Raw genomic sequence first — 13,761 nt, 5'->3', positions numbered from 1 at the left:
ACTCCATCTTTATCCAGCTCGCTCCAAATAGCAAAGTACGAATGGACCGTGCGCCACTCCGGAAATTCGCTTGGCAACATGCGCCACTGGCAACCGCTCTTGAGTAAATACAACACCGCACAAAATACTTCGTGCAAATCGATTCGACGTGGACTGGTCTTCTTGCGCGCACTTTCCAGCATCGGGCGGATCTGCTCGAACTGTTCGGACTGATATCACTTGGATAACTTGTTCTCATCCTGCAAATATCAGACTTTTTCTGTCAAACCAAAAGACTTTGGACAGGTTCTAAGTTTAACCACAGATTTTGCTGAAGATCCTTAAAATAAAAGCCACGGTCTTTAGACGGTGGCTTTTACCAAATTTATGGAAATAAATGACTCCTGAGTACACTTAGTCACTGTTAATTCTTTTTCTTTATTCAGCATAGGCAACTGAATTATAAAGAATTATTATTAAATCACTACTTCCCTTCATGCAATATTGAGGCTAGTTTTTTTGATATTCCTTCTTGGTGCTGAAGGATAAAAATTTGTAAGCAATTGCATTATTGTTAACCCAATTGTTATCTATTAGCATCATCAAGTAATAAAGCTGGATTAATCTGATCCGTTGCTTCTCCTATGCTTCAGGTGTCGATCAGAAAATTGGGGGTTGTGGCGCTTAAAAAAACCAGCACTATCGTGGGCATTGCCAGCGAAGGCATTTGCACAATTGATGTTGCCTATTTTAACCGAACAGCATGGATGAAACATCAAACTGCCGTGAACGTGATTGCTGTATGCCAATTAATGGTGGGAGCCGCAAGGTTCTTCCTATACCGATTAGGCATACTGAATGACATGCGATTAAAAATAAGAAAATAGTAAGCAATGAGAGGTCAGGTATGGCAACAGAAGAATCATCAGGTAAGTCATCGCGTAAATCTACACGCAAATCGACTGATAAAGCGGATTACAAACCTGCTGGGACAGGCTATGGATTAGGACCATATATTAAAACCCCAAAGAAGGTAAAAGAGGAGCAGACTGATCCGAATAAGAAGCCGTTTACACCCGAAGTCCTGGATAGAACAGTCATCGCTATCCCGCTTCTCAATTTGTTCGAGGCCGAAGCAAAAAAGAATCAGGAGAACCCGGATCTCGAACCGGAGTTATATAAGGTCATTATTGATGTCAATCTTGAGTATCTCCAAGGACGAAGCAAAGCACGCGATTGGGTGCGGGGTATGATTAAACATATCATCAGTAAGCATAATGTTGACCCGCAAAAACAGGGCATTAATGAAGAGAAGAGCAAGTTGAGTCAGCAATATTTCTTTGCCACCTTATCAGCTGGTATAATCCAAGAACTCGTCGAGCTCGACAAAATTTCTGATCAGAGGAATGACGTGGCGGAAGCTGGCACTCTTGATAAGCTGAACGCTGACAAGAACCTTGAGACATCAACGGCTCAAGTACACAACCAAGCTATTTACCGCATTTGGCCTGACTTTCCCATCAAACCACTTGTCCTAAAGACGATCAGTACCGTAAAAGCCAATGCAGCCCATAATTCATTTGGTGCCTGGGGTGAGGAAATCGTCTGGGCCGTTCTAGATTCAGGTATAGATGCGCATCACCCGCACTTCTCAAAATACCATAATCTGGAGATAGAAAACCCTCTCATACATCGCGATTTCACCGTGCTCAGTGGGACTGGAGAACCTCTTGTAGATGTATTCAAACATGGAACACACGTTGCAGGAATTATCGCAGGCCGGATGACGGAAGAAGACGGAGAAATAACCACCGAGACCCGCTACCGCGACGAGACAGGAGAGATCAAGAATATCACGAGAAATGAAAAAACAATCTCGGGCATGGCTCCCAGGTGCAAGCTGATTAGCATGAAAGTTCTCGATGATAATGGGCAAGGTGAGGCAAGCAATCTCATTGCCGCCCTCGAAGCGATTCAAGAGATAAACGGTGAAGGCCGCCGCATTCGTATTCACGGCGTGAACATGAGCGTCGGATATGACTTTGAACCTGAATGGTTTGCCTGTGGGCAAAGCCCCCTCTGCGTGGAAGTCAATCGGCTCGTCAAATCGGGCGTCGTCGTCGTAGTCGCCGCTGGCAATACGGGCTACGGCTACGCACAAGATGCTTTCAAGGGAGCTGTCACGGCTGGCTTGGGTCTAACTATCAACGACCCTGGCAACGCAGAGCTGGCAATCACTGTCGGATCAACTCATCGAGATAGTCCACATATTTATGGCGTCTCTTACTTCTCTTCAAAAGGTCCAACCGGCGATGGACGAATCAAACCTGATGTCGTAGCGCCTGGCGAAAAGATCATTTCCTGCGCTTCAGGAGGGCGCCCCGTCATGGGAAACAATGGCGCCATTGCCGCAAGCGATACAACTAAGGCCTCAGCCAATGTCGCAGCAGATTCCGCAACGCCTGCCGGGGAAAAACCTAGACCAATCGGCAAATACATAGAAGATAGCGGCACCAGTATGGCTGCCCCGCACGTCTCCGGTGTAGTCGCCGCGTTTCTTTCGGTCCGCCGCGAATTCATCGGCCAGCCCGAGGAAGTTAAGAAAATATTCTTATTAACAGCAACAGATCTGAAACGCGATCAGTACTTCCAGGGACATGGCCTGGTTGACTTGATGCGCGCAATCCAGTCTGTATAGTTTTTGGAGAACCACTGTGACTAATATACCTGGCTTTCCGTTTCCGTACTTCGAAGTGCAGCTCAATAAACAAGGCGATGCGGCTGATGAAAGCGAAGTGAACCAAGCGCTAAACTCGATCTCTCAAGGCGCATTCACAGATCTGTTCATTGTTTCCCATGGCTGGAACAATGATATGGACGATGCCCGCAGGCTCTACAAGAACTTGTTCGACTGTGTAGACAGAGTACTTGGCGCTGGAAATGTGCCTAATCTCGGTTCGCGCAAATTTGCCATTCTCGGTATCCTTTGGCCATCAAAGAAGTTTGCTGAAGAGGACTTGATTCCAAGCGGGGCCGCTGGTATCAACTCTACGGTGACAGTCGAATTCATTCAGAAACAGCTTGATAATCTCAAAGGGGTCTTCGACAAACCTGACGCAGATGCCATTATTGATAAAGCCAAGCAGCTTGTGCCACAGCTTGAAAACAGTAGGAACACGCGGCGTGAGTTCGTCGACCTCATACGCTCGCTTCCACAAAGGGGAGCAGAAGATCCAGAAGATGCCTCAGACCGCTTCTTCACCCTCGATGGTGCAGAGGTGATGAACCGTCTGAGCAAACCTGCGTTTGTACTGCCGTCACATACAACGCCATCTAACGGCGCATCATCCATAGGATCTCCTATAGCTGGTCCGCATGGGTCATCTGGCGGAGCGGCTGGACTCGGAAGCTTCTTTAGCGGAATCAAATCAGCCGCACGCAATCTGCTCAATTATACAACTTACTACCAGATGAAAGAGCGGGCCGGCATCGTTGGCCGGTCGGGAGTAAATATGTTGATCCGAAAAATTCAAGCCCAGGCCAACGGACTGAAGCTTCATTTGATAGGTCATAGCTTCGGCGGGCGTCTTATCACTGCGGCAGTCCTCGGGCCTGATAATCAGCAACCAGCCAAAGTGAATTCGATGACATTGCTTCAGGCAGCTTTTTCGCACAATGGCTTTGCACCAAAATTTGATGGAAGCCATGACGGCTTCTTTCGCAAGGTTGTCTCAGAAAAAAGGGTGGCTGGTCCCATTGTGATTACCTACACTCAGAATGATAAAGCAGTAGGCCTTGCCTATCCTCTGGCATCTTTGATTTCCGGCCAGAATGCATCAGGCATTGGCGACAAAAATGATCCGTTCGGTGGGATGGGACGCAACGGCGCTCAGAAAACGCCGGAAGCCGGCGATGGAACGCTTCTCCAGATTGGCGGCTCTTATCAGTTTGAATCTGGTAAGCTTCACAATTTGAACTCTGACAAGATCATCAAAGGCCACTCGGACATCTGCCATAACGAAGTCGCTTACGCGATACTTCAGTCGGTTGCGAAAAATTAGCTCGGTCGAGTATAAGAAGTTGTCTGGTAAAACATTAGACGCATTTTGCAAGTGTTATTTTCATCATGGCGATTCGAATTATGTTTTCGGCAGCAGCAGGCAAGATTTCGAAATCCTTGGATAAACGGCGAAAGTTATCAGGCCAGGAAAACGTGCGCTCGACCACCCACCGCTTCGGTAAAATAGCCCATTTACCTTCGATTTTCTCTGAAATGTGCAAAGCCAAGCCTAGCCCATTAACTACGAAATCAACTGCTGTACCTCGATAACCGGCATCCCCTGAGAATGCTTTGAGTGAAGGGTATTTATCGATGACTCCTTCCAGCACTGTACAAGCGCTTTTGGTATCGCTCACATTGGCAGCATGAACTTTGACGTGGAGTAAATTACCGAGAATGTCTACCACGATATGCCGCTTGTGACCTTTAACTTTTTTGCCACCATCAATTCCTCGTTCTTCTCTGGCGTACTGAGTTTTCACGCTTTGTGCATCAACCTAAATTCCTCAATTGAAATTTATGGTGAGAACAGCTGAAACCTAATACTGCAAACGGTTTATGGCTAAAAATATTAACTGCTTCTCAGTTTTCCCCGCTCGTGCTCGCCGTCATTGGGTTTCAGGGAGGGGGCGATGTTCGGAATTAGTTTGGTAGAAACTGTGGTAACTACATGTCTTGTATCAAGAAGGAGAGAGGGTGACCGCTCCCATCCGGTACCTCCTGCAGCAGCTTGGAGGCGCGATATTGAGGGGTGCATCTCGCCCGTGCCCATCTCGATTTACGCTTGAATTATCGTTCTAACCAAATATGCCTGTCACCCATGTAATAGCTCTCTATGGTTAATGGGCGTATGCGATCGGTATATCTTGCCAGTTCGTCGTATAGCAGGGGGATATGTTTTCTCGTTTCATGCTCCAGGATTTCTTGCTCCCTACTGAAAACACCGACACGGTATCGCGTCCATACTTTTGATTCAACTGATCCATTACATTCATCAATTTTGCTGATTTCTCATCTGCTCCATATTGTGTCAGCAATGATTCCTGGTATGTTGCCACGGAGTCAATTCCGGTCAGAATCACTCCTGCTTTCTTATAAGCATAACCTTTCCGGTAGATATGTCTGAGTCCAAACAGCGCCGCACTGATCAGAAATCGCGTATCACTACTGGCATTGGGAAGGGGCACGGTAATACTGTTACTGTATTGCTTATCCTGTTCACGGAATGGATTGGTTTGGATAAACACCTGGATTGCATTACAAACTGAGTTCTGTCGCCGTAGTTTTTCTGCTGCACTGCTCATATAGCTGGCAACGGACTCACTAAGTTCGGGTAGGCTATGAATGAGTTGGCCAAATGATCGAGAAGAAATAATCTGCTTTCGAGGTGAGGATACCTCTTCCAGCGAGAGGCACGATACACCGCGTAGCTCATAACCTAAGCGCTCCATCACTACCCCAAACTTTGCACGTAACCAAGCGGTTGGCGTGTCGCGTAGCGCTTTCACGGTTTTAATTCCGGCTGCATGCAGATGCTGGTTCATTTGACGCCCCACACCCCATACTTCACCCACTTCGATTGCCGATAACAGCGCTTCCAATTGGCTGGGTGGCATGGATGCGAGATCGCATACACCATTGAATGCTGATTGTTTCTTGGCAATGTGATTAGCCAGTTTCGCCAAGGTCTTGGTTGCGCCGAACCCTACACACACTGGCAAACTGGTCCACTGGCGTATCCGGTTACGTATTGATTGGCCCATGTCCGTGGGTGTCGGCCAAAGCTTGCTCAAGCCTTGCAAACCCAGGAAACACTCATCAATGGAATAAACTTCAACATGGGGACTGAAATCACGCAGGATCGTCGTTACCCGATCCGACATATCGCCGTAGAGCGTATAGTTGGATGAGAGTGCAATAATGTGATGCTGTTTTGCCAAATCCTTGAGCTTGAACCACGGGGTACCCATTTTGACACCAAGCGCCTTAATTTCATTGGAGCGTGCCACAGCACAGCCATCATTATTGGATAGCACCATTACCGGCTGATTCTCCAGATTCGGATTAAAGGCGCGCTCACAGCTGACATAAAAGTTGTTCACGTCCACCAACGCGAACATCGGTTTGCTAACGGGAATGTCACCTGTCGCCATGATTACACGGCAAAGCGAGCGACCGTTCCCACCACGACGCCCCATACTTGCAATTCCTCATGCTCCCGGAAACGAATGGGTGGATAAGCTGGATTCTCAGCGTGCAACTCGATGACACCGTCACAAGCATATAGCCGCTTTACCGTATATTCGTTATTAATCACCGCGAGCACGATGTGTCCGTGCTTGGGTTCAACCGAGCGATCCACCACCAACATATCGCCATCGTGAATGTGGGCACCTGTCATGGAATCTCCCACCACACGAAAGAAATACGTTGCTGCTTTATTGCGTACCAGATAAGTATTCAGGTCGAGACCTTTCTCTACATATTCATCTGCAGGGGAGGGGAATCCGGCAGGAACGCGATGCTGCAACAGCGGCAAGATACAAGCAACCGGATCAATTGCGGCTGGTTGCAGGAAAGGCAGCGTCGTTGTGCTGGAAGGATCGAAGGGTACGATGGTTGTCATGGCGAATGCTTTAGGTCATGATGAGTCCTACAGTATAAAGCACTCATTTGACGAATAACAATGCGACGATATGTGCGGACGTTTTGCCTTGGCTTATCCCCGTTCCAGCCTGATCAACTGGTATCATGCAGCCTCGATGCCGGAGATCGAGCCACGCTATAACATTGCACCTTCAACCGATATCCTGGTCATTCGTGACAGTGCCGATGGCCGGGGAGGAGCGATGATGCGCTGGGGGCTGATACCTCATTGGGTCAAGGACACGAAGAAGCTGCCATTGCTGTTCAACGCGCGAGCTGAATCACTAGCGATCAAGCCAATGTTCAAACATGCCTTCAGAAGGCAACGCTGTCTCATTCCCGCCTCGGGCTTCTACGAGTGGAAGCTGCTGCCAGACGGCAAAAGTAAACAACCTTTCTATGTTTGTGCCAAAGACGGCCCGCTCTCTTTCGCAGGATTATGGGAAACCGCAACAGTCAATGAAGTAACGATTGATAGCTGCACGATCATCACCACAGAAAGCAATGCCTTGATGCGTTCCATTCATGATCGCATGCCCGTGATTCTCCCCCCTGAAGTATGGGATGCTTGGCTGACTCCTGCTCAGCAACCCGACGATATACTGTTATCGCCTCTAGAGCTTTATTCTTCCGAGCAAATGCAATTATGGCCAGTATCGCCTGCGGTAGGGCGGACAAGCAATCAGGGAGAGCAGTTGATTCAGCCGATCAATGAATGAGTTTTTAGAAATTCAGTGTGTCCGATGAAAGCACCCGCTAACTTACATCATGACACTGATAATCCTCTGGAAAACCTCCAGGGATCGGTAGAGCGGGTTACCTTCCATAGTGAGTCATCTGGTTTCTGTGTCTTGCGAGTCAAGGTCAAAGGCCATAGAGAACTTATTACCGTGATTGGCTCAGCAGCTTCTGTCACTGCTGGCGAATATATTGAATGTTCAGGTTTCTGGGTCAATGACCGCCAACATGGTCAGCAGTTTAAAACGGTTTCTATAAAAATAGTACCGCCTACCACTTTAGAGGGGATCGAGAAATATCTTGGTTCTGGCATGATCAAAGGCATTGGTCCCCATTTTTCCAGGAAACTAGTGAAAGCCTTCGGTACTGATGTTTTTGAGGTAATCGAACTCACACCGGAGCGGTTATTGACGCTACCCGGCATTGGCAAAAAACGGCTAGAACGTGTTACGAGTGCCTGGGCTGAACAAAAAGTCATCCGGGAAATCATGGTGTTCTTGCAATCGCATGGCGTGGGCACATCACGCTCTGTCCGTATCTACAAAACCTATGGAGAGCAGGCCATCGATAAGGTGAGAGAAAATCCCTACCGACTGGCTTTGGATATTCACGGTATTGGTTTCAAGACGGCTGATACATTGGCACAGAAACTGGGAATCGCACCAGATTCTTTGATTCGTGCCCAAGCCGGGGTACGCCATGTTTTACAGGAATGGTCAAACGAAGGGCATTGTGCTGCAGCACGGGAAACCTTGTGTACAATGGCAGTCAAATTGCTGGAAATACCCGCACCGGTTATTGATGAAGGGATTACTGCGGAGCTCGTTGAAGGTAATCTGACAGCTGAAACCATCGATCAGCACGAGACCGTCTTTCTTACCCCGCTTTATAGAGCGGAAGTAGGGTGTGCAAATCACCTGCTTCGCCTCAATCAAGGTAAAACCCCCTGGGGAACCATTGATGCTCAGAAGGCTATTCCGTGGGTCGAAGAACAAACCGGGCTAACTTTATCAACCTCCCAGCGTGCAGCAATAGCATTGGTGCTACAGCATAAAGTGACGGTCATCACGGGTGGCCCAGGTGTGGGCAAAACTACTTTGGTTAACAGTATCCTGAAGATTCTTACCGCCAAACATATCAACATTGCTCTGTGTGCGCCTACCGGCAGAGCAGCCAAGCGGCTTTCTGAATCCACGGGACTGGAAGCCAAGACCGTCCATCGTCTTCTGGAGTTTGATCCTTCCATTTTTGCCTTCAAGCATAACGAAGAATTTCCTCTAGCATTGGATTGCCTGGTAATCGATGAGTCCTCCATGATGGATGTGACGTTGATGAATCAGTTGTTAAAAGCTGTTCCTTCAAATGCAGCATTATTGATTGTCGGTGACGTGGACCAACTGCCATCTGTTGGCCCCGGTGCAGTATTGGCTGACATTATCGACTCGGGGAAGATTGCCACAGTTAGATTGACTGAGATTTTTCGGCAAGCTCAAACATCAAAAATCATTACCAATTCACATCGGATTAACCAAGGTCAATTGCCACAAACCGATAGCTCTCAGGCATCGAGTGATTTCTATTGCATTTATGCAGAAACGCCAGAAGAGATTTTTACCAAATTGATGCAGGTTGTACTCGAACGAATACCGCAGCGTTTTAAGCTTGATCCAGTGAGTGACATTCAAGTACTGACACCGATGAACCGAGGGGGTCTAGGTGCGCGCTCACTCAATGTTGAACTGCAGCAACGATTGAATGGATCGAGTGAGCCCAAGGTAACTCGCTACGGGTCGATTTACGCGCCAGGAGACAAAGTTATCCAGCAGGTGAACAATTACGATAAGGAAGTATTTAACGGGGATATTGGAACAGTTGTGTCTATTGATGTTGAAGAAAGCTTGTTACAGATCAAGTTTGATGATCGCACCGTGGATTATGAATTCAATGAGCTGGATGAAATCTCCTTGGCTTACGCTATTAGTATTCATAAGGCACAAGGCTCCGAATATCCTGCGGTGGTTATTCCTCTGGCGATGCAGCATTACATGCTTTTAGAGCGGAACTTACTCTATACCGGTGTTACCCGTGGCAAGCAGCTGGTAGTGATCATTGCGCAACCCAAAGCATTGGCAATGGCGGTAAAGAACCAACGCTCACAACGCAGAGTAACCAATTTAATAGCCCGCCTCTCAACTAATAACTAAAACGGTCGATGGTAAGAATGAGAGTTTCTATCTGCACAAAACACTTGAATAGGAAGATTGAGTGAACCGCATACATTCCAAGAGAATATTGTTCCTGGCATTACTTTACATCGCACTCTTGCCATTATTTGCGGCGGCTCAGGAGCACATTGGACGAGTCGTGGGAATATCGGATGGAGATACACTCACGATCCTGGATAATCACAAACAGCAAATCAAAGTACGCCTTGCTGAAATCGATACCCCTGAAAAATCCCAGCCTTATGGAGCGCGTGCCAAGCAGGAATTATCCCGGCTTGTCTATGGAAAAACTGTAATCGTCAAAGTACAGGATACAGATCGCTATGGTCGTAAAGTTGGGCGTATCTATACGGACGATATTGATGCCAATGCAGAAATGGTAAAAATCGGTGCTGCTTGGGTATATCGGAAATATGCCAGCGATCAAAATCTCTATGCTTTGGAAAAACAAGCCAGGCAGAATAGAGCAGGGCTATGGGGTTTACCGGAAGCTCAGCAAGTCCCACCCTGGGAGTGGCGGAAAGCGAGGCGGTAAAGCATGAAGTTAGGTTATTCTGCAGTTGCAAAGCCGGAAGAAAAAATTATTTGCTTCCTTTTCTTGATGGTTATCCTGTTTTCTTCATTCCAAGCTCATCCAACCGAGGCTCACAAACGGATTGTGGAAGGCTTGGAGCCCCACAGTATTACGATCATTGGTGAACGTCATAAGCGACCTGAATCTATCCATTTTTTCCAAGAGCTAATATCCAGATATCTACAGCAAGATAAATGCCTATCTGTTGCCTTGGAGATCGCCAGCAATCAACAGACAATTCTTGATGAGATCGTAGAGGGTAGGGTAACTGTAGCGGATATTGAGATTCCCACGATGATCGATCATCCTCCCATCCGCTCTTTGATTAATGATCTGGTTAGAATGAAAAGGAGGGGCAGTTGTTTGAAATTGATCGCCATCGATGGAGGATTGGGACTAGGCGTCAATCGGGACGAATGGATGGCTGAAAATCTGGCGAATAAAGTAAGCCAGACACCGATATTAGCGTTGTTGGGGAATCTACACACTTTGAAGAAAGTTGAATGGAATCCGTCTATGAGCAAGGCATTTCCCTATGTTGCAGAGATTCTGGTATCCCAAGGTCACAGAATCAAATCCTATCCGCAAATATGGCTGGATAGAACCTGTGACACTCACAATCGCTTCATTTCTTCTAGTGAGCAGGAGACAGCCAGGCTGATCAATCGCAGCTTGATTTCTCTGCTTAATGCTTCTGAATACGAGACGGTGAGCAGTATTGTCGATGGCGTTATTTTTTGGGAATGCGGTTAAAGTTATTGTATTCATAAGCGAAACAATTAATTTACTTTTTTGGTACTTATTTTTTGTGCTTTAAGTCGATATTATCCATTCTAAGAAATTAATTTGATTGTAAGGAATAAGGTTAATGTATTAAAAACCATAACCTTATTATGAGTAATGATCAAAGTGATTGATGGTGGGATTAAACTGAAATATTCTGATCAAGAGATAGGTTGAGTAAAAGATGTTTCCTGTAAAGAGCGTATTCCCAGCATGGTTATTCTTAAAATGAGACATGACAAAAAGTTTTGAGCAAATTAAAGGAGCAGGATTAAAGTTGTTTAATGGAGGTGCTATGATGAGAACGATAACTTTCTTGATAACTGTATTGGCGCTTGGTTTTTTATCTGGATGTGCTCAAATGGGCCCGATAGCGAGCAATCAAAGTGGTGAAACTCATAGTGCGGATTTGCGCTCTATTGATCCTAATAATCATAATGCTGTCGCTGAACATTACGAAGATGTAGCTAATGAGATAAAAGCAAAACTGCAGGCACAGAAAGAGTTGCTGCAGGAATATGAAAGACGCAGTTATTATTACGGGCGACGGGGGCAAGATGTTCAATCGCATACTTTAGCTAATATCCGCCAGTATGAAAAATCTATCAAAGAGAATATGAAAGAAGCAGCCATTCACCGGAAAATGGCACTAGATGAAGAAAAACGAGATCTCGGTTTAATAAACGAGTCAGTAGTAAAGCCTCAGTTAAATTAGCAACTCATTTAGAGGAAGGCATTCAAGTTTCAGCAGATCGGGAATCTAAAGAGGCAGGTCGCGATGTTAATTAACGATACACGGCCTTTTTTTCATCAATGTGCTACTGAGTGTCTTTATCTGATTAGGTCAGATGGTCGATAGCAGCATGTGTTGCTTGCTGCTTGAATCCAGCAATATCAAATAGAAAAGCTTGCAGCTTACGAGTCATAGCTTATACAAAGAAAGATACGTTAGGAGCGAGGGATTGCTACTCCTAACAAAGTATCCAGTTACATTAGGCCAAAATTTTACTTATTCGTAATCCTCGTTTAAGGCACGAAGAAAAGCAGCAATTGAAGCGACATCTTGTTTTTCAATATGAATACCTACTAGATCAGGCGATGCGTTCCGCAATTGATTTTTTCGAGCAAGCTTAGATGTCTCCTGATAAAACTCGATCACGTTTTCAAGTGAGTCGAATTGACCATTATGCATATAAGGTGCTGAATGCCCCAGGTCGCGAAGACCCGGTGTTTTAAACATGGCAATACTGCGTTTCAGCAAATCCTTTTCTTTGCAATGTTTGTTATGACTCCGACCCTTTTCATTCTTCAACTCCTGGCAAAGCAAATCTTTCAGTATAGACTGCGTCTTAGGAAAATCGGGGTTGGCATAAATATTCCACACACCTAGATCAATGAATTCAGGTTTATTTATGTCAGGAATCGCACGAAAGGGCTCCATCGCTGCTGGGTGCTGATCAGTGGCTGGCAGATAGGTCATTGGCTTACTATTACGCACTCTGAGATTAGGGATGTGTAGACCCTTGAATGCACCTTTTCCATGAATTTCATCATATTCAGCCTGAGCCACACCGGTATTATGCAAGCCGAAATCTGTGAAATTCGGTGCTTGATGACATGCGATGCAGTTACCCGTGCTGCGTTTGCCAGCGTGCCCTTGCTGACCGTGTTCTGATTCACTGAAGAAAAGCTTCATGCCTTCCAGTTCTTTGAGACCGAATACAAATGCTTGGTCATGAAAAGCAAAAAAGCCATCTTGCTCGGATATAAACGTTGGGTTATCTAGGTTCTTGACCATTTGTAGTAAACGTCTACTGTACTGCGTATCGCTTTCGTTTTCAGCAGGGCCTCGTGGTAGGTTATTTTTTACGAGGAATAGATCATAGGGTGATAGATTAAAGTTACCTTCTTCATCTCTCGAGAACTGTAGGTTTTCTACATATGCAGCTGTAAAGCGTGTGACTTTCTCGAAGATCTCCTCATCGCTTGCCTGTGCTACATCAATTCGGAATTCCTCAGGTAATCGGAACTCATCCGGTATCGATGGATCGGTTCCTTTCAAAATTACTGAGTAGGCTCCACCGAATTCCTGCGCAAGTTCATTGTTGCCATCATCGTTACGAATAACTTTGGCAAAATGCTTAATTGCTTCTTCTCTTTCACCAGGCAACCAGCCAGCCATACGGCCTGTATAGGTTGCCTTAACAAGGTCATGTATCGAAGAAAATTCGCCGTCAAAATGAAGCATAATGCCTCCCTTTCGTGGTAATGAAGCATTTACTAATGGTGGGCTGTTACGTACAGAGTGTGTTTTGCCATCTTCGCGTGCCTGCAATGGGCTGCGACGTGCAAAATCTGCATAAGTGCGCATGCTCCCGCCAGTTACTCCTAGTTGTTGATCGACAAGATGACAAGCGACACAGTTCATGGATTGACCGGCAAAAGGGCCGGGTAAAGGGGCGTCAATCGTTTCGGTAGTGTCCATGGCAGGATCACCTCCCTGATTGTTCGCGGCAAAAAACTGTGCAAAACGCGTTTCCAGAAATAATCGTTCACCTATAGCGATTTCAGCCGGATCAGCTTCTTCTTCTGTGGCTGATAACAATATTGGTGACAATAATAACAACACGAAAAATAACATCGTACGCAACTTGGTTCCAGAACACATAACTTTTACACTCATATTAATTTTAAGGATTTATGGAATATTAATAATAATAAGAATGATTCGCAATAAAATTGCGATCCTTACCTAA

10 protein-coding genes and 2 pseudogenes are annotated in these 13,761 nt (G+C 46.1%); 7 read left to right on the top strand and 5 right to left on the bottom strand.

Annotated features, from left to right (window positions below; genetic code table 11):
• A pseudogene (locus BLW34_RS11690) lies at positions 1–238 on the bottom strand (transposase); the annotation flags it as partial.
• A 648-nt stretch (positions 239–886) separates the two neighbouring features.
• Here BLW34_RS11690 and BLW34_RS11680 point away from each other — a divergent pair.
• Both BLW34_RS11680 and BLW34_RS11675 read left to right on the top strand, forming a co-directional pair.
• A complete protein-coding gene (locus BLW34_RS11680) occupies positions 887–2,677 on the top strand; it encodes a S8 family peptidase (protein ID WP_090579747.1) in 1,791 nt (596 codons plus the stop codon).
• Positions 2,678–2,693: 16 nt separating this feature from the next.
• Positions 2,694–4,040, top strand: a complete 1,347-nt coding sequence (locus BLW34_RS11675) for an alpha/beta fold hydrolase (RefSeq protein WP_090579744.1) — start codon at positions 2,694–2,696, stop codon at positions 4,038–4,040.
• Between the two features lie 34 nt (positions 4,041–4,074).
• Here the strand turns inward: BLW34_RS11675 and BLW34_RS17445 are convergent.
• From BLW34_RS17445 to BLW34_RS11660, 3 genes and pseudogenes are all read right to left on the bottom strand, one after another.
• Positions 4,075–4,524 (bottom strand): annotated as a pseudogene (locus BLW34_RS17445) (transposase); the annotation flags it as partial.
• Positions 4,525–4,878: 354 nt separating this feature from the next.
• On the bottom strand, positions 4,879–6,237 hold the full coding sequence (locus BLW34_RS11665) for a Y-family DNA polymerase (protein WP_256203768.1): 1,359 nt from the start codon (positions 6,235–6,237) through the stop codon (positions 4,879–4,881).
• Complete coding sequence (locus tag BLW34_RS11660; RefSeq protein ID WP_090579741.1) at positions 6,195–6,665, bottom strand: LexA family protein; 471 nt, start codon at positions 6,663–6,665, stop codon at positions 6,195–6,197. Before BLW34_RS11660 ends, BLW34_RS11665 begins: the two co-directional genes overlap by 43 nt.
• A gap of 70 nt (positions 6,666–6,735) precedes the next feature.
• On the opposite strand from BLW34_RS11660, the gene BLW34_RS11655 reads away from it, so the two are divergent.
• The 5 genes from BLW34_RS11655 (at position 6,736) to BLW34_RS11635 (ending at position 11,720) form a co-directional block, all read left to right on the top strand.
• Entirely contained in the window at positions 6,736–7,404 is a 669-nt protein-coding gene (locus BLW34_RS11655; RefSeq protein ID WP_090579738.1) for an SOS response-associated peptidase, read from the top strand.
• A gap of 24 nt (positions 7,405–7,428) precedes the next feature.
• Entirely contained in the window at positions 7,429–9,627 is a 2,199-nt protein-coding gene (locus BLW34_RS11650; protein WP_090579732.1) for an SF1B family DNA helicase RecD2, read from the top strand.
• Between the two features lie 61 nt (positions 9,628–9,688).
• Entirely contained in the window at positions 9,689–10,183 is a 495-nt protein-coding gene (locus tag BLW34_RS11645) for a thermonuclease family protein (RefSeq protein WP_256203767.1), read from the top strand.
• A gap of 3 nt (positions 10,184–10,186) precedes the next feature.
• On the top strand, positions 10,187–10,975 hold the full coding sequence (locus tag BLW34_RS16165) for a hypothetical protein (RefSeq protein ID WP_177166022.1): 789 nt from the start codon (positions 10,187–10,189) through the stop codon (positions 10,973–10,975).
• A gap of 265 nt (positions 10,976–11,240) precedes the next feature.
• Positions 11,241–11,720, top strand: a complete 480-nt coding sequence (locus BLW34_RS11635) for a hypothetical protein (RefSeq protein WP_090579731.1) — start codon at positions 11,241–11,243, stop codon at positions 11,718–11,720.
• 294 nt (positions 11,721–12,014) lie between these two features.
• Here the strand turns inward: BLW34_RS11635 and BLW34_RS11630 are convergent, their stop codons facing one another.
• Positions 12,015–13,673, bottom strand: coding sequence for a cytochrome c peroxidase (locus tag BLW34_RS11630; RefSeq protein WP_177166021.1), 1,659 nt, complete (start codon positions 13,671–13,673; stop codon positions 12,015–12,017).
• Between the last annotated feature and the right edge of the window lie 88 nt (positions 13,674–13,761).

This window comes from Nitrosomonas sp. Nm58, from assembly GCF_900107335.1.
Lineage (GTDB): Bacteria > Pseudomonadota > Gammaproteobacteria > Burkholderiales > Nitrosomonadaceae > Nitrosomonas.
Note: the sequence above shows the minus strand (reverse complement) of the source record. Positions and strands in the feature narration are given on the sequence as shown.

Bases quoted from the DNA above. Each gene is read 5' to 3' on its own strand.
- BLW34_RS11680 (WP_090579747.1), top strand. From the start codon at position 887: ATGGCAACAGAAGAATCATCAGGTAAGTCATCGCGTAAATCTACACGC.
- BLW34_RS11665 (WP_256203768.1), bottom strand. From the start codon at position 6,237: ATGGGGCGTCGTGGTGGGAACGGTCGCTCGCTTTGCCGTGTAATCATG.
- BLW34_RS11660 (WP_090579741.1), bottom strand. From the start codon at position 6,665: ATGACAACCATCGTACCCTTCGATCCTTCCAGCACAACGACGCTGCCT.
- BLW34_RS11655 (WP_090579738.1), top strand. From the start codon at position 6,736: ATGTGCGGACGTTTTGCCTTGGCTTATCCCCGTTCCAGCCTGATCAAC.
- BLW34_RS11650 (WP_090579732.1), top strand. From the start codon at position 7,429: ATGAAAGCACCCGCTAACTTACATCATGACACTGATAATCCTCTGGAA.
- BLW34_RS16165 (WP_177166022.1), top strand. From the start codon at position 10,187: ATGAAGTTAGGTTATTCTGCAGTTGCAAAGCCGGAAGAAAAAATTATT.
- BLW34_RS11635 (WP_090579731.1), top strand. From the start codon at position 11,241: ATGACAAAAAGTTTTGAGCAAATTAAAGGAGCAGGATTAAAGTTGTTT.
- BLW34_RS11630 (WP_177166021.1), bottom strand. From the start codon at position 13,673: ATGTGTTCTGGAACCAAGTTGCGTACGATGTTATTTTTCGTGTTGTTA.